Here is a 23980-nt window from a genome sequence, read left to right as displayed (position 1 = left end):
AGACGCCTGAAGTGTAGTCCCGCTCGATCAAATATTCATCGCCAGTGATCTCAAAATAAACAACACGGTTTGCTCCCAGGTATTCACCCAACATCCGGCTTGCTTCAGCCTGTACGGCAGTCGCCTCAGATATAGAGCGTAAGGTTTCAAACAGCCGAATTTGGAATGCGTGCCGCTCCTCAGCCTGCCGGCGATCTGTGATGTCACCGATAATGCCAAACATGCGATCGGCTTGCCCCGCGTCGTCTCTTCGAACAAGCCCTTTCACCCAAATATGTCGCACTTCCCTGTCTGCCCGACGGATACGGCACTCAATCGACCATGTCCCACCCGTCGCAACAGATTTTTGGAAATCTTCATCCACCCTTGCACTATCTTCAGGGACAACATGCTCAAGGAACATTTGATAGGTCCAGACCGGAAGCAAGCTGCTATAACCGAATAGCTGATCGTGTCTTAGTGTGCGGCTAACAGTAAGGTCGTTTAGATTGAGAGCCCATTGAACCAAATCCGCGGCGACCAGGGCAAAGTCCAACTCTTCTTGATCTTCCAGCAACTGCCTTTGCTTTTCGTTCTGCCCTGTCACATAGTGGGTGGGATTTCCGCCGGCTAGGACCTGATCATTACCCACATCTTTCCTGACAAATTCACATTTGACAGAAATTTCTTGTAAACAGACGATAGTGATGTTAACTTTTGATTCGTGAAAATAATTAAAATCCCTGAATGGACATTGACGAAGACCAAGAGGATTGCGACTGGGCCGAAAACGAATTGGGCTTAGTGCAACTTGGCGACAAACGTCTGACATCACGCTTAGTATTGCTGGCGCGTACGCTCGCCCGCAAACCTGACTCTTCCCTACCTCAGGCGCTACCAAAATGGGGGGACCTGAAAGCGGCATATCGATTCTTTGATAATGTAAAAGCGGTTCCTGAACATATTCTTGCGGGACATGTCGACGCCACTTGGTCGCGTGCGCATCAAGTGCCGATTGTTCTCGCAGTCCAAGATACGACCTATCTTGACTGGACAAATCATCCAGCCACAGCGGGGCTTGGTGCGCTGGGTAACTACTGGGGTCGGGGTGTGGTTTGCCATAGCACATTGGCAGTGACACCAGAGCGATTACCACTAGGTCTGCTGGCGCAACGAAATTGGGTACGCGACGAAGCGACATACGGTGCGCTGGCATCACGTAAGAAACGCTCCATCAAAAATAAGGAAAGTATTCGCTGGCTCGAAAGTGTCGAGGCCTTGGCTACTGCACGTGAGGCTGCACCACAAACAAGCTTCATCAGTGTGGGTGACCGGGAAGCGGATATGTATGAACTATTTGCCATGGAGCGCGCCGTTGGGGTGGAATTGCTGGTACGAGCTGCCTGGAATCGTGCTGTCGACAGTAGTCATCACTATTTGTGGGAAACACTGCGTGCAGCGCCCCAGATGGGAACGGTACAGATTACGGTGCCACGACATCCTGGCGCTCCTGCGCGCCAATGTACGCTCGCACTTCGTAGCATTCCGGTACGGATCAAACCACCGCATGACAAAAAGCGGCTTGGAGACATTAGCGTGTGGGCCATTCTAGCTAGCGAGGAAACCCCGTCATACGAGGGTGCGATTGAATGGATGTTGCTCACGACAGTACCCACACTCACTATTGACGATGCTATCGAACGGGTACATTGGTACACTTGCCGATGGACCATTGAAGTATGGCATCGGGTATTAAAGTCGGGCTGCCGTATCGAATCACGTCAACTGGAAACAGTTGAGCGATTGGCTGTAGCCCTGACGCTTTACTCCATAGTCGCATGGCGTATTCTGTATGCAACGATGCTAGCCCGGATTGATCCAGATTTGCCGTGCACCGTCTTGCTCAGTGACGAAGAATGGCAAGCGCTGTATTGCAACACCAAGCGTGTGTCAAACCCTATTGCAACGCCCCCTTCCCTAGCGGAAGTCATCTTGTGGATTGCCAAACTAGGGGGATTCTTGGCACGTAAAGGCGACGGCGCACCTGGTCCTCAAGTTTTATGGCGCGGATTCCAACACCTGCCACATATCACCGACATGTTTCTAATCATGCGGAGCAATAAGTAATATGTGGGTAATGATCAGGGCTAGGACTGGGGCAGCTTGGCCGGTAGTTTCTTTCATGATCGGATTGCTCCAAAGTCAAATTAAGATTGTCGAGAGTATAACTCAAGTATTTATTAAGTTAGGCTGCGAACTAGTGACCAACTGGTAGGGAAAATTGAATCAAAAGGAATGTGGCGGTTTGGACTGGAAATTGACCCACTAGGTTTCGCCAACGCCAGATTCTTGGCTTGGTCAGACTGCCATTCAAAAATAATTAGACCATACGGTGGGCGAGATCATAATTTTCAGTTAATATTGCAGATTCCCAATATATTAGGAATGAGGCAAATAAAGACAGATGACGTTAATATCGAAATATGCATTTGCAGTCTTGCAATTTTTTGGAAAAGAGGCATTTATTTCTGCATGAAGCAATTATCTCTCAGCTTTTCCGCGCAAAATTTCGAGCAATTCAATTCAAACGATTTACAGTAGTACCAGCGAGCATTAATGATCACAACGAATGATTCCTACCTGAAGCGTAATTTTTTTTCTTCAGCGAAATCTCCGGTATATAACTGGAGGTGTGTCGACCTGGAACTAAATCTTCCTTATTTTTTTGTTGAGTACGTCCAGCATAAAAAATATGCAAGCCTCACCGCCCGCAAACTTGCAGGCAGCCTTGCAGATCTGGAGGACATTTGCATGGCCATCCAGAAACACCAGAAATTGCAGTTGACCAGAGTATCCCTGTTCTCACCCAATTGGTTGAGTAAATCTGGTGACTGGGAGCTGAACGCCTTGTCTGAAATAAAGTATGGAAATTTTGGACCTAAAGAGCCATGGGTACAGATATTTGTTCTTCAGGATGGGCGGCAATTAATCGATGCCAACCTTGATCTGGATGTACAGGACGCCCTAGAACTTCAGTGCCAATTTTCAGTTAACACATATTTGTAAAATTTGTAGTATTTCAAGGGTAAGGATCGACAGTTGGTACCGGCTGCATAGCCGAAGAAAGCATCCGGCACTCCATAGGAAGTATCAACCGTCATCCCTTCCAGCAGCTTACTCAAGCGCATCCTCTACCAGTTTCATCATACGTGACGGGGTCGTATCAAGTGCTGCCGCCAACTTAAAAATCACTCTTACGGTAGGCTGATTTTGACCAAGCTCAATCAGGCTGACATATTTACGCTCGACCTGGGCGTCAAATCCTAGCTGCTCCTGCGTCAAGCCAGCTTCTTTCCGAAGCTGTCGCAAAACTCGACCGAAGACAATCGCTGGATCCAAATATTTCTCCCAATATAGTGGGAGAAATCATGATCTTCAGTTAATATTATGTCTTCCCAATATATTGGGAATTAATCGAAGAATATATGCTTTGCTAACACGCCAAACCACGTGAAACATCCTACGTGCTTTTCTTGCGCTTTATTCTTCGAGGCATCTGAGATATTCAAAACTTGGCACCAAGGAGGTTCATATGGATTCGATAGAATGTCCGCATTGCAAGCAGCAAGGTACGCCACATCTTTGGCACTACCGGCCGTTTCTGCTTGGTAAACTGCGATATCTTAAGATGCAGCACATTTGCAGATACTGTGGTGTGGTCATGTACGAATCTGGTGGACAAGTCACGGGCTGGGGTTGGTTATGCCTAACTGCCCTGAGTTATCTCCTCGGTGTATTCTTTTTGCAGCGTATATTCCCAAAACTCGGTTTGACTCTGGATCATGTATTTGGACCGGTCTTGTACATATTCGTCTATGGGATTCTTTTCCTTGGAGCAAGGAAGCTCTATCACTACTTTAGACAAAATGGCCGACGACCAAAATAGATCAAATTCTGGCAAACAGCCCCAGCATCCTGATTTGAGACTTCGTCATGATGCAGAGCTACGTCACGTTCACATTCCAGAGTAATCCATGTTCTTGTTTTTAGATTTTGATGGTGTTTTACATCCTGATCCTTGTTACGATAAATCTCAATATTTTTCATGTCTGCCCCGTCTGGAATCTGTACTTCGCGACTTCCCCGAGGTACAGATTGTGATCTCCAGTACCTGGCGAGAAAAGCGGCCAGTCTCTCTACTCAAATCTTTTTTTTCGGTCGATATTGGCACCCGTGTTATTGGGTCCACCCCTTTTTGGTATGACATTCCTGATATTGTTGAGGTAATCGGATATCAAAGGCATGCGGAAATTGAGGGCTGGCTGCGGCAATGTGGTGAGCCGTGGAGCGATTGGGTGGCCATTGATGACAAGTCACATCTTTTCAAACCGTTTCTAAAAAACCTGATTAAGACCGACCCAATAATCGGGTTTGATGAGCATGCCGAAAAAATGCTAAGGCTATTGCTGGCAAAGTCAGGGACCAGGAGAGTTACGGTGCAAAGAATTTAGTAGATGGGAAACTGACCATTGCAAGAGAGCTAGCCTTTCCGTGGCACCATAGACCCTTGCATAGCAACGAACAAATTCATCGCACTATAAAAAGTAGATGTTACCAATCAACCTGCCTGCAACTCCATATCTTCCTGCACACGATCAAGATACCTGCAGCAAGAATGATGGTCACCATGGGCGTAAAACTTAAAATCGAAGAAAAACCAATGGAAGAAATTTATATCAGTACCGATGTTGAAACCGACGGCCCAATTCCTGGGCCGAATTCAATGTTGAGTTTCGGATCGGCAGCCTATACGGCCGATAAACACCTGATTGGTACGTTCACCGCCAATCTGGAGACATTACCGGATGCCTCAGCAAATCCCGATACCGAGGTCTGGTGGCTTACGCAACCGGAGGCATGGGCAGCCTGCCGGTCAAATCTGGAATTACCTCAAGTTGCAATGATCAGATATGTTAGCTGGATCAAATCGTTACCGGGAAAGCCGATTTTTGTAGCATTTCCTGCTGGTTTCGATTTCCTGTTCGTTTATTGGTATTTGATTCGATATGCTGGCGAGAGCCCCTTCGGCTTTTCTGCTCTGTGTTCGTTTGCTAGCTGAATTGACCCTGTCAGTTTGATCCACCTTCCACTTCCTGGCGAAGGCGGCCACCCGGTCATACGACCCTTCAAATCCCAGTTCTTTCAGATCGAGATGAAGCTGCTTTAAGCTTCGTCGCTGTTTACGATTTTTACCCGCTTCGGTTTTAAGCCAGCTTGAAAGCTGTAATGCATATTTATCGATGGCGCTTGTTGTTTGTCGATCCGCATAGGCTGGCTCTGTAACTTCAGAACGCAGATAGCGCCGGACAGTGTTGCGAGAGATGCCCAATCGTCTGGCGATCTCCCGTAATGGAATCTGGTCACGAATGTGCCAGCGTCGAATAATACCTAGTAATGCCACGTCAATCACTCCTGCTCCCTACTCATCAAGATAAGTAGGATTGTGTGTCAAACGTGGGTCAATTTTAGATGCAATTTATCCAGCAAAGTGGGTCAATTTTCAGTGCAAATCAACAGCTACATTGATATCGTGTTATACAGCGGTCAGGAAGATGCAGATGCATCCCGAATCTTTAGAGAATTCAAGCGCGACATCGAAATAATTTATAACACCACACTTAATGAGCGAACAACCTCATCGGGCGGAAGATCATTAAGTTTCAAACCGGTGCCAAAAATAAAATTCGAGTTGTTCCAATTCGGTAAAGAGCGTATAAAAGTTATTGCACGGATTTTACCTGCGCTGTTTTAGGCTCGTATAGTTGCTGGAGTCCTGCTCAAACTTGCTCCGTCAACGATCCCAAGCTGCCACGACCTGAATGGCAGCGTCATATCGCTCAAGGTCGTTATTATAGACTCGTTGGTAACTCTTCAAATTTTACGTCACATACAGCACAGTCTATTTTAAGGCCACTTTTCCCCCACACATTAGTACTGCACATTGGACAACAGTATCTAATTTTTCTTTTATGAGCAACATTGCGTAAAGAATCATTTTGAGCATCAAATCCAGGGAAAAAAGACCCAAGCGCGATATCTAATTTTGAACAATCTGAAGTCAAATTCACAGATTTACCTGGCAGTGTCCTGTGATACACCGCGTCTTTCTCGGCTCCCAAATCAATCCAGGGAAGAAAGTCATCTTGGCCCATCAAGTGCTCGCAGGTCTCAATAAATCTTCCTCCAGTAATCACATAGTCAGACATTTTCTGGCCAGTCTTGCGCCCACCAGGCTCACCTGTGTCGCTTGGCATCAAGCCTATTTTAAGCATTTTCTCAGCCCACTCGCCATTGTGATACCCCGGACGACTCGGATTACCAAAAGTATGTTGCCACACATGACATTGCTCGTGAACAATAGTTTGAAACAGATGGATAATTGGACGATTAGCAAAATAAATTGGATTCACAGATATTTCCCCAACCAGTTCCCCTTCTATATGTCGCCATCGTGCGGGGGAAAAATATCCTGAAGATTTTTTCCCTCGCTGCAACGTAAAAATTACAGGCGGTAACTGCCCCTCGAACAATGCCACGTTGAATTGTTCAGATATCTTTTGAATCCTCGAATAAATATCGAGAGTTGGATTGACGGTTTCATGTACCATATCTATACTGTATCGTACGATACAATAACAAGTCAAATGAACATTCGACAAATTCTGCCTTCAACAATTTGCGCATTGCTCAAATTACGTAGGTAAAAGGAATCTATATGGCCGAACCAATCTTAAGGTGGGCAGGCAGCAAAAAGAAGCTTTTGCCGATCCTGGCATCTGCGTCACCTCCAGAATTTGCTCGTTATGTTGAACCGTTCGTTGGTTCTGCGGTCTTGTTCTTGAAACTGAATGCTCCAGAGGCACTATTAGGCGACCTGAATAGAGATTTGATTGAATCATACGAGACCATTCGCAGCCACCCCAGAGCTGTATGGAACAGAGTTTCGGCGATGAGTCAGGAGCCGGAGCATTATTATAAATTAAGGGCAATGGACATAAATCAACTCAAAGAGTTAGATCGTGCTGCTCGTTTTATTTATCTAAATCGCTTTTGCTTTAACGGTGTCTACCGGACTAACCTATCTGGACAATTCAACGTTGCACGTGGACAAGGACATCTCTACGTTCCCGATGTTGACGTTTTCATGGCATTTGCAAGATCTTTAAGACAAGCTGAGCTTAGCTGCGTAGATTTCGAAGAGCAAGTTGCAAAAACTCAAACAGACGATTTTTTATATTTGGACCCGCCCTATGCTTTGAGTGGAAAACGTGATCGTGGAGAATATGGCATAGGGTCATTCCGAGATAAGGATGAGGCACGATTAGTTGACTCCATCCTTTCTGCATCGGGCCGAGGAGTAAAAATATTACTATCCTATTCTCCATCTGAGTTCATTACCAAAAAACTCGCAGGATGGAAAATTCATAATTTATCTGTCGCCCGCAACGTCGCTGGATTCGCTGGTTCACGCAGACGCGCTGACGAAATACTTGTTTCAAATTATGACTGGTGCATTTGATGAAAACAGTCGATCGTAATTTAAGATATATAAATAAGTGTATTGACGAAAGCTATTAGTTTTTTATACCAAGCATCTAAACTAATTTGCCAAATACTCAAGATAAAGAGACGTCGGCAGAATTTGTATTAGCAGTCAAATCACATACAAAGAGAGAGGCATGTCCAGACGGTGATCCCTCATCACTTTGATGATAGTCCTCTCCTTCAACATACCAAATCGCAGCTTCTGGATGCACTAGGCCAGCGAGCAATGAAAGCGAAAATAAAATTTTCGGTCCAAATGGAAGTAAAATTGCGCGATGGTCACGGAGAATCCCACTCAACAAAGATTCCAGAGATAAATATGTCCTCGCAGGCTGCATTACTTCATAGTAAAGTGGATTAGGATAACGTTTTAAAAAGTCGCTGTTTTTGTTTTTAACAGCGCCCAGAAAGCGCTCCTCAGGCGAAACTGGCATTAGAGGTGTGCACTTCGAAGGCTCAAGATATTGAACCGATCCAAAGGCTTTTCCAGCCTCATAACCTAAGCCGACAACAACATGAATCGGCAATAGCGGATCCCCCCAGCCGGCAAAATTTGGATGCACCGGTGCCACGGGCGTTATTGATCTGGCCCATTTTTCTGGCGGGGGTGAGTAGCGAGAGAGAGAGTAGCCAATACCCAACTGCACATCAATAGAATTTGCAATTTCTCCAATAGCAGTAAAAATAGAACCTTGCTCGCCCCGAGGCAAACATGAGATATCTAATGTCACACCAAAACTATTGTGTCCAGCGCTCTTTTTTTCCTCAGCAATTTCCTTTATTCGAAAAATCGCACCTATTGTAGTTAGAAAATTTACTCCAGTATCAGCACCTTCAACCAGCGATGCGATATCCACTTCTTTAAGTACGATACCGATTTCTGTAGCACTGCTCTGAATTTCAATCAAAGAGCGAAATTTGCGAAAGCGTAAATTTTTTCCTGCGCGGCCTATAAATACATCAGTTATATGACTCAATTTCCCTGATTCAGGTTGAAAATTGAATTCACCGATATTGCTAATTTTCACCACGGCAATTCTCCCTGAAGAGGAATTTTGGAACCAACATCTTGTGCAATTACTGTTTTTTGAACTAAAGGTAATTTCGGCTCAGGAGTCTTTACATCATCTAGTTCATCTTCATTGCGCAGTATTGCCGATAGCGATATATGCTTGGATTTTCTAATAGGCAATTTGAATTGCTGGGCAAGAAGAAAGGCCAAACGAAATTGTCTCCCTATTAAAGAATCATACCCGACAGACTTGTCCGGATCTTGGTAGCAAATTATTGCGCCATGATTTAAAGCTAAACGCAAAGACTCTTCAATTTCTGGAGGAGTTGCAGCGTCAACTTCAAAGACTAACGGTGGATCTTCTAAAAACGATTTAGTCACTAACTTGTCATGGAAAAATTTTGCCAGTTTTTCGATAATAGTTAAAACAGGTTCTCCTGCTCGTATGTCTGGGGTAGGTCTTGTGGCAAGTGAGCGAAGCATTTCCACAAAAGCGCCTCCCGTTTCTTTAGAGGCGTCCGCTTGTGCGGCCATAGAGATAGGAACTGTTTTTTTAAAATATCGCCCTGTCCATATACTAATTAACAATCCAATCAACCATCTAGGATTACCTTCACTCATGGCTGCTAGTGACTCCCAACCGACGTACGCTGCTGCAAACGGTTTTCTGCCTCGCTTCTTACCAAGAGCTTTATTACTCCGGTACGCATTACGAAAAGCTGCAATTGGTGCAATTTTTCGGATCGTTGCTCGAGCATAGGTCCCATCAGATGCTGCTAAATCTAATGGGTCAATTTTTCGCCGATACAAGAACTCAGCAAAAGTTGGATCCTTGGGAATTAGAGCCAGGAATAACTTAGACAATTCCTGAAGTTTCTTTTGTCTTTCAGTTTCATCCTGCTCACTTTCGTCTGAACTATCGTCGTCGTCGACTATTGCAATAGAACTCGATCCGAATAGAACATTTAGCGGTAACGTTGCATATTCAGGAGCAATTTTATTGAGCCAACCGCGGCAGACATCTTCACAAAATCTTTCTGCTTGCCCGCGATCGGGATACCACAATAAAACTTGCCGAAAGTCATTGCGATCCGATGGCTTGGTATTGGGGTCTTCAACTAACGTAGTATGTGGTCCGCAAGGAGCAAGTGCAACCTTCAATAAAAGCTCGGGCGCACCTCCTCTTAAGGCTCTTAAAACCGTTGATTGCAAGGGTAATGGAGCTACCTCGAATTCGTCAAGTAACAGCGCCCATTTATGATCTGGCATACCTACAGCATAGTTGAAGGAAATAAGTGCCTGGGCGACACTCTCGATAAGCGGCAATCCTAGGTGAGGTATCCTTTCTCGAAGCCCACTCTCTGAAATTTTTTCCGGTTGAAGAGCCACAAACCGTACTTCCTGTCTCAACCTGATCAATCTCGTTTCCAATGCCCCTGTCAACGCGCGAATCGAGAGAGAGGATAAAGTTATTCCCCAAAGTTTAGCGACATGTTTAATCCATTCATCATGAGCACTACCAGTTAAGGATATCGAATTAAACTCATTCGGATTTCCAGTACGAGCCACGCGAAGTTCGATTGTCCGGGCAACAGAAAGAAGAGTATTCGTTACAAAAGCAGTCTCAGCAACTAACCCAGCCAACGAAGGTTCAATGTTGTCACGCGTCAGTGCGCGTACCATCTCACTCCAAGCAATGTCTGCCGGCACAAATATTCCTGTGTAATTGATATCTGGACGTGACGCTATTTTTTCCGCTGGCCAAGCACGCATACCCTGCAAACTCAACATTTTCATCAAAGTAGTCTTTCCACTACCTCTAGGCCCAATAAGGAGTGCATTCCATGCGCCAGCTAAGTCTTCATATTTTTTCGAGGGGCAAAAAGAATCCGCAACTTCGCTAAAGGTCATTGTCTTTGCGTTAAAGGCCGACAGAAATATCGATTCACTCATGCTTTCCTCGCAATCATGTCCCAATGACCAAATTTATCTAACTCAATAGTCAAGTTATGCCTGGTTTCAAGACGTTCTTTTATTAGTTGCATTTCATCTGGCATTACAAACTGAAGATGTGGGTTATTACCAATTAATTCTGACCACTCCAGCGGGAGTACGGAAGCATTCGCAAATTCTGCAATATGCATCGCCAATTGTTGAATCGTTTGGGTATTTCCAAACCCACAGCCATGACAAATTCCACCATTATCTGGACGAGCTTCGGTCCAACCTAAATTCTCATACCAATCCCAGCAATCCACTGTTCCCATAATATGAGGGACGTCGACATTAAACGTTAAGTTCACTACATAGAATTGATTGCGAACTCCCTTGGTCTGCATTGACAAACGCATGCCAAGACTGGCAGCAGAAAATACCGTGATACCACCATGTGGATGAGTAATTGTTCCCTTATGCTTATGTCCATGTATGAAAAACCATTGCTGTCCGGTCTCTTTGAGTAATCTCAACAATTCATCGCCACCATGAATATGATCTAAAGTTCCGCTATTGAATTCCGAATCTGGAACTGGTGGATGATGAACCAATGCAAGGTTTATCATATCTGGCTTTTTTTTAAGCAAAACCAGATCTTCCGCAATTGCGGAAATTGTGGATTGACTTATTCCACCATGCTCATATTCGTACGGCTCATGTCCGTGATCGGCACAACTATTTAGTATCAATAGCCTGAATTTTTCAAATTCATAGAGTGTTGCCCCCTCGCCAAAATATTGAGCTCTAACGCTACGTCCGTTTAGCGGATAAGACTGATTAGTTGCAATCAATGGATAAGGCGGATCAAGTAATTTAAGTGTTTCAAAAATACCTTTTGCTTTCGCAATGCCTGGGATTGGGTCTTTTCCAATACTCGCGGCCTCGCTCCTGGAATGAACGTCGTGATTACCTGTTGCACAAGCGACGATATCTGATTTCATTAAATTGCCCGCATCTTGTAAAAGCTTCCAAGCTGCTTGAATTGATTTAGAGCTTCCACGAAATCCCAAGTCCCCCACACAAAGTAAAGCATCAACTTCGATTGGAGAACTACCATTTTCCCCTTGCACGAGGGATATTAAGTCAAGCCATGGATGTTGTTTTGGAGCTGAATTTCCAATAGTTCCTGCTTCATTATCAACTTCAAAAAAACTATGTTGATTTTTTAGATGCAAGGCCGGCGAAGTTTCTCCTTTTACGACAACATGAGGATCGCCAATAATTCCAATTGAGATTGAAACGTTTTTTTCCGTCATGTTTTGAAATCGCCAAATTAAAATTTAGAATGGATAAAGCCTTGATATAAGCAATGTAACTCAAAAATATTTGAGATTGTGGCAACATGTTGGTTAATAACCAATGAAAACTTAAAACATTGTTCAATGAGGGGTCATTTTCGAAGGATTTGGCAAATTTGTAGACTGATAAGAAAGACAGTCTTTCGGATTTGCATCGAAATTCCGCTCCATAGATTGTCAATGGGAAAAAAAATTTCTGATCAATCTCATTCCATTATTTAGTTAGTCATCCGGTACAGACTCAGAGCTTCGATGCATGAAGTGACATCAGTCAATCCAGCATTTTTTTTGATTACTCCCGCACGAATTCGTATAGATTCTATGTGTATTGGTATCTTTTGTCGTGAAGGAAACACAAATCGTGGTTGATCATCTTCAGCTCTACTCCAATCATCAATAACGAAGCCCAAATACCAGACGAGATGTTCAACCGAATTTGAACAGGCTCCGTTCTCAAATAATTTTGGCACGTGAGCACTATCATGTGCACGAAGCCGACAAAGTTCTACAGCGTGCTCAACATCCTCAAAAGTCCATCTACAAATTTCAGACAGTGTTCCAAGCCCAAATGCCGTCATCAGCACAATGGTTCTATCTCTCGCCAGACAGAATCGGTGCCCACGTGATGGCGATGCATACTTAATCTGACGATCAAATTCCTCAAAAAACTTTTTGGTTTCTTCTACTGTATATACAATTCGTGCAACAGGAATAGTTTCATCAACAGCTTCTCCTTCAGTAATTCCTATTGTTTTCTTCACCGTGTTTTTTGTAAACTGCGGATTACTTCGCTGCAGGTAATCTCGAATCTGAGCTATCTCCTCTCTGTTGGCCCGATATCGGAACCGGCAAAGCGACTCCCTGATAGCACTATAGAACCAGTACGGAAGTTCGGTTTGATCAATCAATACGATTGATTCGGTCAGCCTCGCAGTAAGACAGATTCGAGTGAATTTTCCGGGCCATTCCTGGGTCAATGCCAATGCGATGCACACCGCTTCGTGGCGACAGCGTAGCGGCAAATTTTCAAAGGCTGGACGAAATTGATTGCCCAGGCTTTCATCAAAGTCCATTCCCTCTGATTTCATCGCCTGAGTGATCTTTTGACGCATACGAGGTCGCATAAGCAAGCTCAGAATTTGACGCCAGCCTTCGAAGAAGTGAATCGAATATTGATGCGGTCCTGTGTCGAGGGTAGTTAAATAGCCTTTACTAAAATCCTGAAGCAATGCCTCCAAAGGCAAATTTTTACTAGAAAAACTCGAAAAATATGGCAGGCATTCAGTTCTGCTCAGATCAAACCCACAATGAATGCACCGCATAGCTGTATTTTCATAACGCCATCCGCTATAACCGTAAAAACTGCCAATGACAGGCTCATTACACTCTGTGCAATGATCGTGCAAGATCACTTGATGCCTGAGGCAAATACTATAAAAAGCCAAGCGCCAGTAAAGACGAAAATAGGGAATCTTGTCCGTCTTGAAGCACTCAGGGCAAAATGGCAGGCCTGTTTTTATTTTTCGCTTTGAGTTACTTGGTGCCGGTAATAGCAGGTTTCCCCAGCCTAGCCGTGGCAAAGATTCAAAAACAATCCCTTCATATTTTTTGAGAGTCATCGACTCAATAACGTTCTGGCCCGATCCCGTTTTATCGGACAAATACTTGATAAATGACTGATTAGGAGCGCGATCAATATCCAGTCCAACTGGAAATCGCTTCAATTCCTTCATATATAGTATGAGATCATCGAGTGACATGCCATGGCTTAAGGCCACACGAGACAAATAGGAAGACAGCAACTCGTCTTCAAGCGGATGGACACGAACTGGCCAAACTGCATCCAAACTTGTTAAGCCACAAAATACTTATTATCAACTTCATCAGGAATTCGCCATCCCATCTTACGCAAAGTACCTTCGTGAATGTGCTCATCTCCAGACACAATCGCGTATTCAGAAGCAAGCTTCAAGTAGCCGATAACGTGTCCGAATAGGCCACCTGTTTCATCAAAAATGCGCTGGATAATTGCTTCCTGAAGTAATTGCGAAGGCTTTTTTAAGGGACATGTTTCTTGCCATGACTTGATAATGGCCACGGCATATTTCAAATCTTCTTGATTATTGATATGCCAACGTTTCAGTTCCAGGCGGTGAAAACGGTTGGACAACTGGGGATCTGATGCGAAAGCATTGCTCGCCTCAGGTATACCAGCAGCGACAATAGAAATACGCAGGCGATTGCCGATTAATTTTATCTGATCCCGTAATTCCCTTTGCTGCTTCCCAGACCCTCGAACAATGTGTTGAATTTCATCAATAATCAGCACTCTTGTTTCTATTCGTCTATACACAGTTTCGACGATAGCCATGAGTCGGGTAGGATTAGCGCTGGCAGGAAATGGGGCATTCACCGCGATCAACATCTCTTGCAATAATGCCTGGGCACTAGCATTAATGGGAGCATCAAACATCACAACAGGCCGGTAATCGGCCGCCAGCCTGCTATCCACGACTGGCTGATGCAATTCTTGGGCAAACCGGTTTAACAGACGAGTCTTCCCTGACATAGATTCGCCAATGACTTGCAAATTGGGCATACGGTCAATTCTTGCATGCTGAAACAAACGCTCCATATAGCCAAGAACCGCGTCTGCACGCGGATAGGTGTACCAGTGGTCTCTCTGAATTTGCCTTATTCGGTCCTGGCTTGGCCGAAGTGCATCTATACGGGCGCCTTCGCCGACAAGATGATGTAATTCCATCTTAAAATTTCCCAGTAACGTCAGGTAAGTCATTCAAATCTGGCAGTTTAAAGCCACTCGTTTCGGTGCTCTTTATTGCAGCATCCACCGTCGCCGTCCGGCGCTTTGTGTCTCTATGCTTTTGATCATTTTTTAAGGCTTTTTTCTTGGCCGGTGCCACAGACTTCACACTCTGGGTCTTTTGAATTGCATCTGTAATGATGCGACGCTGTCGGTTAATAGAGTCATAAACCTCGTGTTGCGCCGGGTTAGTGCCACTTTTTTTCTGAAGCGCTTTCCTCTCTGCCTTGAATTGAGCCCGGGATGCCAGCACTGCTGCTGTATATTTAGAGGGAACCCGAAACCATCTTTTTACTTCTGGGTCAAAAAAATAAACTGCACTAACGTCCCTGTCATCAACTTTGAATCGATACAAAGGGTTTTTGTTGGGATTGTCCTTGCTTCGTCTCCCTAGCCAAGGATACAAAGCATCCGACCAGTAAATTCGACCATCAATATTGACACCGTCATTCTGGATAGTCCGCTCCTCCTCCGGCAAAAAATCGATCTTAACGCGTTCAACATCCGTTCTTCTTGGGGGTAGACCTCGGACCATGCCATCTTTAGGCTGCAATAATCCGTTTTCATAGCGTTGCAATGGAGTGTCCTTGTCAATACCATTATGTTCAGTATGATGGTATTTATTAATTTCTTCGAGTAACCAACGCTCCAGTTCAAGCATGGTCATCGACGCCGTCTTTTCAGGATTAAATTCTTTTGCCTTACTTGGCTTGTTGGTCGTCGCGCCAGGCAATAAACGGAATCGTTTGGCAAAGGTGCCTATCAGACGCTCTATATGGGCGCCATAATGTGGTTTGGTTACGGGTCGGAATTGATGTTCAATACCATATTCTTCAAAAGACTTCCTGATCCTGTCACCCCTGAAATCAGCGCCATTGTCTGTGTGGACTATTTTCATGACGCCCCAGACTGGCCACTGGATAGGGACATCCAGTTTTCTTAGATACTCTTCTTTCGGCAGAATCGCGTGCGCAATACAAGCGCCAACCGATGTCGCCGAAGGATGATCCAGCGCCAAGTAATAACCCACAATGACACGGCTAAACACGTCAATTGCCAAAGTCAGCCAGGCACGGTAGATTGGCTCACGTGTAATATCATGAACCACGATGACATCGACAACGGCATGGTCAATCTGCACAATTGCCAATGGATGAAGTGCACGGATCGTATTTTCCTTGACGTGGTCATATCTCGCTTCAGCAGCTTTCCGACCTTTGCGTGCCTTGTAAAGCTCCATTTGATCGGCCCAGTCAACCCTGAGTTGAAAGGTGCGGAGACAAGGTAGTGGCAACCCCTTCGCATGGCAAATTGCTTTTACAGATTCATGAACCTGAGTGATTCCCGTTTCGCTTAAGCTATGGAGACCGTAGAGCTCTTTGGCAATGATATTTTCTACCTTGGGATCCAGACGGCCGCGCCCCCGGCCTCCTGGCCGACGAGTCGGCAAGAGCGAAGATAGCTTCTCATTCACAAGGTAAGCATTCCGCCACCGATACACCATTGCCACGGTGAATCCTGCTTCGGCAGCGGCTTTGGTTGCGACTGCTGTCCTGTTTCTTGTGGTGGATAGCAGTAGCTTGACCAGCTTTAACCTCGATCTGGCAGTATCCCAGTCAGAATCTGAGACAACGTCGAGGTCGACGTCTGGAGTAAGGATGGTCTCCTGAGGCTGTTCCTTGGGGATACTCGTCAATTCAGATACGTTGACGACTTTGGTCTCACGGCGCTCCCCGTGCAAAGACCGAATAAGAACTTCGACCAGATTATTGAATCTCAGAATAACCCAAATCTTGTTGCCATAAAATACTTCACTTCCCTCCAATAGATTGAGCACTGAATCGCTTTTTATTTCCGTACCCGCGATTTCAGTCATCAAACTCCTCCGTAAAGAATGGAGCATTCAAATTGATCGGTTGATTCCAGTCAGTCAAGAGCCTCTTGTTTGCAATCATTGCCCAGAAAATGCCAGGGAAAGTAGCTAGTCTTGATGCATCAGCAGCAAATCTTTGAAAGATTTGTGTCCCAGTAAGACTGCCTCCATTTGCATCAATGTAATCGATGACCTCTTGTTCCTCGACCGCCGCAGGGAGGTTCAGGTAGGTATAAAGAAAGTCTGCGTTTTCAAAAAAATGACCTTGGATGTCATCTTCGGTCTTGACCGAGAAAGTCCAATTCTGTTCCTGGCTGTGATGTCGAGCTGCCGTAAATTTCTGTTCGTATTCTTCTTTGTGCTTTTTAAGATCGGTTTTGTTTTTGATTTCTACCAAGGCAGGTCGGGGAATGGCACCATCAACTCCGAGCCGAAAATACACAATGAAATCGGGCGTGTACCTCGATTTACGAGAACCTTTTTCATTGGTTAATTGATAAGCCATTTTGACGGGTTGCCCGACGTAGCGTTCAACAGCATCGTCAAATTCCAGCAAAAGCATGTAGTTGCGTTCCAGCAAGGATTCATACGCAACCATTTTTCCGCCGTTTTTCTTACTAGGAAAGAGGCCCGATACGCCGTTGTAGCGCCGGGGTATTTTGCGAACTGGCGAAGTGATCATAGAACGAGGTTCCAGAAGTTTATACTTTACTTATGTATTAGATCATAAAATTATCTCCAACTTATGTATTTTTTATATTCACTGATGTCAATATATGGTTAAAAAGTGCCCGTTTTTATACTTTTCTTATGTAAGTCCATATCATCGCTCGCTATCAGGATCGCATATCCGGCCCCTTACTCGATCGTATCGACATGCAGATACAAGTCGGTGCCCTGCCCCATGCTGATCTGCTCAAGCAAGCCGATGGCGAAGCCAGTGCCAGCATCCATGCGCGCGTGGAGCATGCTTTCGAACGGCAGCAACAACGCCAGGGCAAAGCCAATAATCTCTTGTCAACCACCGAAATTGATCTACATTGCAAACCGGATGAACCAGCCGGACTGCTCTTGCGCAATGCCATGAATAAACTGAACTGGTCAGCCCGCGCCTATCACCGCGTATTGAAAGTCGCGCGCACCATCGCCGATCTGGCAGGCGCCGTCCATATCGCCACGCCGCATGTGGCAGAGGCTATACAGTACCGGCGGGCACTCAGGGATCAGTAAAGTGTGGGCATTGAATTTCCCGTCACCATGACCAGATAGGGGACAGTATTTCGTGTTTCGCTCAACAGGAGTAGACCATGTCCCCGCAAGAAATCCAGGTATTACAGAATTTTCTCGATCAGTTAGTGAAAGTGCAAGGCATTGATAAGGATGCGCAGGCGCTGAGTCTGATCAATGAGGCTGTCAGCAAGCAGCCCGATGCCCCTTATCTGCTGGTGCAAAGAGCCTTGCTACTGGACCAGGCACTGGTCACTGCGAATAGCCAGATTGCCAGCCTGCAAGCTGAAGTACGTGCATTGCAGGCACAAAGAACGGCCTCAGCTGCAAGCAGCTTCCTCGACCCGGCTACCAGCGCCTGGGGCAATAGCGCCAGCAGTCGTGCCCAGCCCCTTGCCGCCTATGGCAACACGATGCCGCCACCCTTGCCAGCCAGTTATATGAATATGGCGAGTCCGGTGGCAGCGACCGGCTCCGGCTTTTTTGGTGGCGGTGCTGGCCATGTACTGGGCACCGTGGCAGCAACTGCTGCAGGCGTCGCCGCCGGTGCATTTTTGTTCCAGGGTATAGAGCATATGATGGGTGGCAATCAGGGGCACGCACAAGCCCTGGACAATTCTGCCGCGCAACTGACACAGGGCGGTGGTGATTTAATCCCCGGTTATTTTGATCAACCTGCCGAGACGACTCCGGCCCTGGACACTGCCAACCTGGATGATAGCGCAGATGATATGCTGGATCTGGCTTGAAGTTGACCTGAAGCTGACCTGAAGCTAACAAGCACGCATGCCGCAAGTAACAAACTGAGCATGAAAGCCGGGCTTGTGTAACAACAAGCCTGGCTAGCCAGCACATCTTCCTTTCCTCTCTCCCTCTTGCAGGCCAGTGCTGGCCTGCTTTTTTTATGTTTACTGCGACTATCTCGCATAGTCCCTTGCTGTTACAAGCGCTTACGAAAAGGCAAAAAAATTAGCCCGCCTCCTGTATCACCATTCAGTACCTAAAGCGTTGTATGCTGATACTTAAAAGTGTGAGGGGCAAACATGAAAATCCAATTACAGTTGCAGCATGCACTCAGTGCCAGCCTGCTGATCTTGCTGGCGGCATGTAGTAGCCAGTCTCTGCAGCAAGCAGATAACAGGCATGGCCCTGTCAGTAATACCCTGACGCAGGCGGCGGTAGCACCAGAGCAATTATTGAATCGTCTGACCTGGGGTAGCAACCCGTCCAGCCTGCAAGCCTTGCAGACGGTGGGGCCAGATCGTTACCTTGATCAGCAATTGCGCCCGCGCAATGTCGCCTTACCCTCAGCGATACAGGCGCAGATCGATGCCATGACAATTTCACGCCAGTCTTTGCCCGATCTCATGCGTGATCTGGAAGCTCGCCGCCTGGCTTCGGAGCAGCAAAAAGGCACGGATGACACATTGCGCAAGGAATACCAGCAAGAATTGAGTCGCCTGGCCAGGGAAGCGGCGACCCGCTCGCTATTGCGGGATACTTATTCAGCAAATCAGTTACAGGAGCAAATGGACTGGTTCTGGATGAATCATTTCAATATCCATAATGGCAAGGCCAATCTGCGTGCCATGCTGGGTGATTTTGAAGAACAGGCGATACGCCCGCATGCGCTGGGCAAGTTCCGCGACTTGTTGCGTGCCACGGTCTTGCATCCAGCCATGCTCAGGTATCTGGATAATGAACATAATGCCGTCAACCGCATCAATGAAAACTATGCGCGCGAGTTGATGGAATTGCATACCATGGGCGTGAATGGTGGTTATACCCAGAAAGATGTGCAAGAGCTGGCAAGGGTGCTGACGGGCCTGGGCATCAATATGAGCAAGGACATGCCGCGCATGAAACCTGAGCTGGAAAAAATCTATGTGAAACAGGGTTTGTTTGAATTCAGCCCGCCGCGTCATGACTTTGGTGACAAGCAAATTCTGGGACATACCATCAAGGGCCGGGGCATGGCTGAACTTGATGAAGTACTGCTGCTTTTGTCCAGGCAACCGGCGACGGCAAATTTTGTCAGCCAGAAGCTGGCGACATATTTTGTTTCGGACACGCCCTCAAAAGCCCTGATCGATAAAATGGCACAAGCTTTCTTGCAAACAGATGGCGATATCGCTGCCACTTTGCGCGTCATGTTTAACTCTCAGGAATTCATCGCTTCATTAGGTAAGAAATTCAAAGATCCCTTGCACTATGTGCTGGCTTCGGTACGTCTGGCTTATGACGGCAATACCATCATCAATACCGGCCCCATGCTGAACTGGCTGAACATGATGGGCCAGCAATTGAATGGCAGGCAGACACCGGATGGTTATGCCATGAATGAAAGTGCCTGGGCCAGTTCTGGCCAGATGACGGTACGCTTTGATATTGCCAGGTCTATTGCGGGTGGCAGCCCTGGCCTGTTCAAAATAGATACTCCGGCAGCCCAGCCTGCTGCAGCCATGTCAGCGGCACAGGGCATGCAAGCAGCACCAGTTGCTCCGCCTGTGGCTCAAGCTCCGCAAGAAAAACCGCCACAACCGGCTCTGGCTGCATCGCCGTATGTGAAGAGCTGGAGCACAAAATTCAGTCCAGCCACGCAGACGGTTTTGAATCAAACGCGTACTGCTCAGGAATGGAATGCCATCTTCCTGGCATCGCCCGAGATGATGCATCGCTAATCTGATTAGCTCATTCACTATGATGGAAAGATCACTATCATGAACCGTAGAGACTTATTGAAAGCGATGGCCTTGCTGCCAGCGTCCTCCATACTGGGTTTGAGCAGCCAGGTCATGGCTGCTCCGGCGACCCAAAATCGTTTACTGCTGGTGTTTTTGCGTGGCGGCTATGATGCCAGCAGTTTGCTGGTGCCGACATCAAGCAATTTCTATTATGAAGCCAGGCCCAATATCGCCATTGCCAGACCGGGCGATATACCGGATTCAGCGCTGGCGCTGAATGCCGACTGGGGCTTGCACCCAGCTTTACGTGACACAATTTATCCCATGTTCCAGCAGGGCGAAGCGGCGTTCATCCCCTTTGCCGGTACCGATGATTTGACGCGCAGTCATTTTGAAACCCAGGACAGTATAGAAATGGGCCAGCCCCTGAGTGGCAGCCGTGATTTTCATTCTGGATTTTTGAACCGTCTGGCCAAGGTATTGGGCAACAATGGCAAAGTCAGCGCCATGTCTTTTACTGACCAGTTACCGCTGGCCATGCAGGGTCAGGCACACATCGCCAATACAGCCTTGCGCAATGTCAGCAAGGCCAATCTCGACCAGCGCCAGCGCGACATGATCTTGCAGATGTATGCTGATACCAGCCTGTCACAAACTGTCAAAGATGGTTTTGCCATGCGGGATGAAGTGGCCCGTGAAATGCAGGAAGAAATGAATAGCGCAAATCGCAATGCCATCTCGACCAAGGGCTTTGAGCTGGAAGCGCAGCGCATTGCCAAACTCATGCGCGATAAATATGCGCTGGGTTTCATCGATGTCGGTGGCTGGGACACCCATGTCAACCAGGGTGCCGCAACAGGGACACTGGCAGTCAAGTTTGAAGAACTGGGCCGCGGTCTGGCAGCTTACCGTGCAGAAATGGGGGCGATGTGGCGCAATACCACAGTCGTCGTCATCAGCGAATTTGGCCGCACTTTCCGTGAAAATGGCAAACGTGGCACTGACCATGGCCATGGCAGCGTGTACTGGGTACTTGGCGGTGGCATCAAGGGTGGCCAGATCGCCGGTGAACAAGTTGCCCTTGAAGCGGGCAAATTATTCCAGAACCGTGATTATCCTGTACTCAATGAGTATCGTGCTGTGCTCGGTGGTTTGTTCAGTCGTCTGTATGGTTTGAATGCTGGCCAGATCGAACAGGTATTTGCCGGTGTCAAAGCACGTGATCTGGCTTTGCTGTAATTGCTTCCAGGCCCGTCATGCCCTCTTTATGCAGAGGTAAGTCTATATAGAAATGCGTGCCGGGCTGGCTAGTGTCTTCACTCATGTAATAACCTATGTCGCCATGCATTTGACGGATGATGGCCTGAGATATTGCCAGCCCCAGACCCGTGCCGCCTTTGGCCCGGGTATCTGAAGAATCGGCTTGTGAAAATTTCTGGAACAGGCGTTCACGGAAATTTTCTGGTATGCCGCTGCCTTGATCGATGACTTCAATACGTATCATATTGTCGTCCCTGGCGATGGCAAGTACGCGCACCTGTGCGCCTTCGGGGCTGTATTTGCAGGCATTCGACAAGAGATTGGCCATGACTTGCTGGAAACGTCCGGCATCCACCATGACTACGGCTGACTCTGCCAGGTTACCGAGCACGATTTCTGTTTCCATGCTTTGAGCAAAACCCTGAGTATTATTGACTGCCGTTTGCAACAGGCTTTGCAGACTCAGGGATTCAAAAACAAAATCCATCTTGCCAGCTTCTATTTTCTGGATATCCAGCAAATCATTGATCAGCCTGGTCAGGCTTTCACTGTTCTTATGCGCCATGCCAAGTAAAGCGGCAATTTTTTCTGGCACCAGACCCATGGCACCGCCGACCACCAGACCCAGCGCCCCACGGATAGCGGTCAGGGGAGTGCGCAATTCATGGCTGACTGTGGAAATGAATTCACTCTTCATGCGTTCCATCCTGCGGCGTTCAGAAATATCACGCACGATGACGATGAGTTTGCGCCTGCCACCGTGGTAATACTCGGTAATCGCCAGCTCGGCCGGGAACAGGCTGCCATCCTTGCGCATGCGCTCGGTTTCTGTGCGCAGGCAACCAGTTTCCAGGAATTCCCGACGGCTCATGGCCAGGCTCAGTAAATCAGGCTGTCCTGGCGGCGAGAAAAACTTGCCATTTTTACCCACCACTTCATTCGCCGGATGGCCGTAGATCGCTACGGCAGCCGGGTTCAGTGCTTCGATTTTGCCAGTGTCATCTACCATGATGATGCCATCTGCCGCATTCTGGAAGATCGCCTGCAAACGGTCGGATGAATCTTTCAGGGCAATTTGCTGCTCAGTCAGGTTTTTCAGCAAATGGGCCTGGTTGCGGTTGATCACTTCGGCTTGCTGCTTGAGCTCGGTGGTCACGGCCAGATCCTGCTCTCTTCTTTCCAGCAAATTCACCAGGACGCTAAAAGCGGCGACGATGGCCAGGATGCCACTCATGGCAATGACCACGATGCCGGTGCTGATTTTGCGCCAGTCGGCCAGGTACAAGTCTTCATCGACAGAAAAATTGATAATCAGTGGATATTTTTCCAGCGACTGTATCGCCGCCATGCGAGTAATTGGCTTACCCCCCTCGGCAATACGCGGAGTATTGCTGATGATGACACCAGATTTCTTATTTTGCTTATGAACCATTTCATAAGTACTACCAGTAAAATTCTTGCTGCCCATGACTTCACCACGTTCAGGCCAGCGCGCCAGGTAGGTAAAGTCATTTCTCAGCAAGCCTATGGAGGCATGACCATCCGCACTGAGTTTTTCATAAAACTGGGAATAAAAGGAGGGCGACATGCCAAGGATGACAACACCAATGAATTCGCCATCGCTACCGGTTAATCTGTGGCTCAAGAAAAACATCCACTTGCCGGTGGTCTTGCTGCGTACGGAGGAACTCAGGAAAATACCTTGCACAGGATTATCGCGCTGCATCATAAAATAGTCGCGGTCTGCCAGGCTATAAGTAGGCGCAGGAAAATTGCGCGAAGTGTTAATCACATTGCCATTCACATCCAGCACGGAAATCACTTCGACTGCGGGTGACAGGGCTGCCTTTTCACGCAAAAACTGGTGAAAATCATGGGTAGATAGTTTGCCTACCAGATATTCTGCACTGACACTCCAGCGGTCTTGTATGCGTTCAGAAATACTGTCCAGGGCAGTATAGGCAAAGTCCATTTGCTGGCTGACGGTTTCTGCCAGCACGATGCTGAAGGTTTCAGTCTGTTTTTCCCACTTGCCGGTTTCTTGTATGCGCAGCATCCAGACTGCCGTGGCGGCACCGATCACGATGGCCAGCACCAAGCTGGCCGCCAGCGCAATCGCTAGACGGCTGGTTGGCAGTGTTGCTGGCTTCATTTCATGTCGTCCGGTCATGCTCAAAGCTGATCCTTGTGCTCAAGTCTGGCAAGTGAATTGCACCTGCCGCT

General features: G+C 47.0%; 18 protein-coding genes and 3 pseudogenes. 9 read left to right on the top strand and 12 right to left on the bottom strand.

The window, feature by feature from the left end:
* A partial coding sequence (locus ACO0LF_RS07615; RefSeq protein ID WP_423013459.1) for a PAS domain-containing protein occupies positions 1-631 on the bottom strand: 631 nt, incomplete at its 3' end.
* 95 nt (positions 632-726) lie between these two features.
* Here ACO0LF_RS07615 and ACO0LF_RS07610 point away from each other — a divergent pair.
* Positions 727-2106, top strand: a complete 1380-nt coding sequence (locus ACO0LF_RS07610) for an IS4 family transposase (protein ID WP_423013457.1) — start codon at positions 727-729, stop codon at positions 2104-2106.
* A gap of 489 nt (positions 2107-2595) precedes the next feature.
* Positions 2596-3045: a hypothetical protein gene (locus ACO0LF_RS07605; RefSeq protein ID WP_423013455.1), complete on the top strand. Its 450-nt coding sequence runs from the start codon at positions 2596-2598 to the stop codon at positions 3043-3045.
* Between the two features lie 108 nt (positions 3046-3153).
* On the opposite strand, the gene ACO0LF_RS07600 is transcribed toward ACO0LF_RS07605, so the two are convergent.
* The gene (locus ACO0LF_RS07600; protein WP_423013453.1) at positions 3154-3378 is read right to left on the bottom strand and encodes a helix-turn-helix domain-containing protein; all 225 of its coding nucleotides are present in this window, start codon (positions 3376-3378) and stop codon (positions 3154-3156) included.
* Positions 3379-4013: 635 nt separating this feature from the next.
* Between ACO0LF_RS07600 and ACO0LF_RS07595 the strand changes: the two genes are divergently transcribed.
* Positions 4014-4490 carry an HAD domain-containing protein gene (locus ACO0LF_RS07595; protein ID WP_423013451.1) on the top strand — a complete coding sequence of 159 codons (477 nt, stop codon included), beginning with the start codon at positions 4014-4016 and terminating at the stop codon, positions 4488-4490.
* A gap of 209 nt (positions 4491-4699) precedes the next feature.
* Positions 4700-5080, top strand: a pseudogene (locus ACO0LF_RS07590) (exonuclease); the annotation flags it as partial.
* A gap of 30 nt (positions 5081-5110) precedes the next feature.
* On the opposite strand, the pseudogene ACO0LF_RS07585 reads toward ACO0LF_RS07590, so the two are convergent.
* Positions 5111-5449: pseudogene (locus ACO0LF_RS07585) on the bottom strand (helix-turn-helix domain-containing protein); the annotation flags it as partial.
* Positions 5450-5888: 439 nt separating this feature from the next.
* Positions 5889-6647, bottom strand: coding sequence for a SprT-like domain-containing protein (locus ACO0LF_RS07580; RefSeq protein WP_423013449.1), 759 nt, complete (start codon positions 6645-6647; stop codon positions 5889-5891).
* 107 nt (positions 6648-6754) lie between these two features.
* Between ACO0LF_RS07580 and ACO0LF_RS07575 the strand changes: the two genes are divergently transcribed.
* Positions 6755-7558, top strand: coding sequence for a DNA adenine methylase (locus ACO0LF_RS07575; RefSeq protein ID WP_423013447.1), 804 nt, complete (start codon positions 6755-6757; stop codon positions 7556-7558).
* Between the two features lie 97 nt (positions 7559-7655).
* Here ACO0LF_RS07575 and ACO0LF_RS07570 read toward each other — a convergent pair whose 3' ends face one another.
* The 7 genes from ACO0LF_RS07570 to ACO0LF_RS07540 form a co-directional block, all read right to left on the bottom strand.
* On the bottom strand, positions 7656-8615 hold the full coding sequence (locus ACO0LF_RS07570; protein WP_423013445.1) for a hypothetical protein: 960 nt from the start codon (positions 8613-8615) through the stop codon (positions 7656-7658).
* The gene (locus ACO0LF_RS07565; protein WP_423013443.1) at positions 8609-10549 is read right to left on the bottom strand and encodes a hypothetical protein; all 1941 of its coding nucleotides are present in this window, start codon (positions 10547-10549) and stop codon (positions 8609-8611) included. The genes ACO0LF_RS07570 and ACO0LF_RS07565 overlap by 7 nt, the downstream gene beginning before the upstream one ends.
* Positions 10546-11847: a metallophosphoesterase family protein gene (locus tag ACO0LF_RS07560; protein ID WP_423013441.1), complete on the bottom strand. Its 1302-nt coding sequence runs from the start codon at positions 11845-11847 to the stop codon at positions 10546-10548. The genes ACO0LF_RS07565 and ACO0LF_RS07560 overlap by 4 nt, the downstream gene beginning before the upstream one ends.
* Before the next feature lie 260 nt (positions 11848-12107).
* A complete protein-coding gene (locus tag ACO0LF_RS07555; protein ID WP_423013439.1) occupies positions 12108-13736 on the bottom strand; it encodes a TniQ family protein in 1629 nt (542 codons plus the stop codon).
* 5 nt (positions 13737-13741) lie between these two features.
* Positions 13742-14653 carry a TniB family NTP-binding protein gene (locus ACO0LF_RS07550; RefSeq protein WP_423013437.1) on the bottom strand — a complete coding sequence of 304 codons (912 nt, stop codon included), beginning with the start codon at positions 14651-14653 and terminating at the stop codon, positions 13742-13744.
* Position 14654: 1 nt separating this feature from the next.
* Positions 14655-16589, bottom strand: a complete 1935-nt coding sequence (locus ACO0LF_RS07545) for a transposase (protein WP_423013435.1) — start codon at positions 16587-16589, stop codon at positions 14655-14657.
* Entirely contained in the window at positions 16582-17268 is a 687-nt protein-coding gene (locus tag ACO0LF_RS07540) for a TnsA endonuclease N-terminal domain-containing protein (protein ID WP_423013433.1), read from the bottom strand. Before ACO0LF_RS07540 ends, ACO0LF_RS07545 begins: the two co-directional genes overlap by 8 nt.
* Before the next feature lie 143 nt (positions 17269-17411).
* Between ACO0LF_RS07540 and ACO0LF_RS07535 the strand changes: the two are divergent.
* From ACO0LF_RS07535 to ACO0LF_RS07520, 4 genes and pseudogenes are all read left to right on the top strand, one after another.
* Positions 17412-17816, top strand: a pseudogene (locus tag ACO0LF_RS07535) (ATP-binding protein); the annotation flags it as partial.
* A gap of 77 nt (positions 17817-17893) precedes the next feature.
* Positions 17894-18562, top strand: coding sequence for a DUF2076 domain-containing protein (locus ACO0LF_RS07530; protein ID WP_423013431.1), 669 nt, complete (start codon positions 17894-17896; stop codon positions 18560-18562).
* A gap of 294 nt (positions 18563-18856) precedes the next feature.
* Complete coding sequence (locus ACO0LF_RS07525) at positions 18857-20494, top strand: DUF1800 domain-containing protein (RefSeq protein ID WP_423013429.1); 1638 nt, start codon at positions 18857-18859, stop codon at positions 20492-20494.
* 39 nt (positions 20495-20533) lie between these two features.
* Positions 20534-21736 carry a DUF1501 domain-containing protein gene (locus ACO0LF_RS07520; protein WP_423013427.1) on the top strand — a complete coding sequence of 401 codons (1203 nt, stop codon included), beginning with the start codon at positions 20534-20536 and terminating at the stop codon, positions 21734-21736.
* On the opposite strand, the gene ACO0LF_RS07515 is transcribed toward ACO0LF_RS07520, so the two are convergent.
* A complete protein-coding gene (locus tag ACO0LF_RS07515; RefSeq protein WP_423013425.1) occupies positions 21708-23927 on the bottom strand; it encodes an ATP-binding protein in 2220 nt (739 codons plus the stop codon). The two genes, ACO0LF_RS07520 and ACO0LF_RS07515, sit on opposite strands and share 29 nt — an antisense overlap.
* Positions 23928-23980: the final 53 nt, after the last annotated feature.

It is taken from the genome of Undibacterium sp. Di27W, from assembly GCF_049340345.1.
Lineage (GTDB): Bacteria > Pseudomonadota > Gammaproteobacteria > Burkholderiales > Burkholderiaceae_D > Undibacterium.
This window is presented reverse-complemented; position numbering and strand designations above follow the sequence as displayed.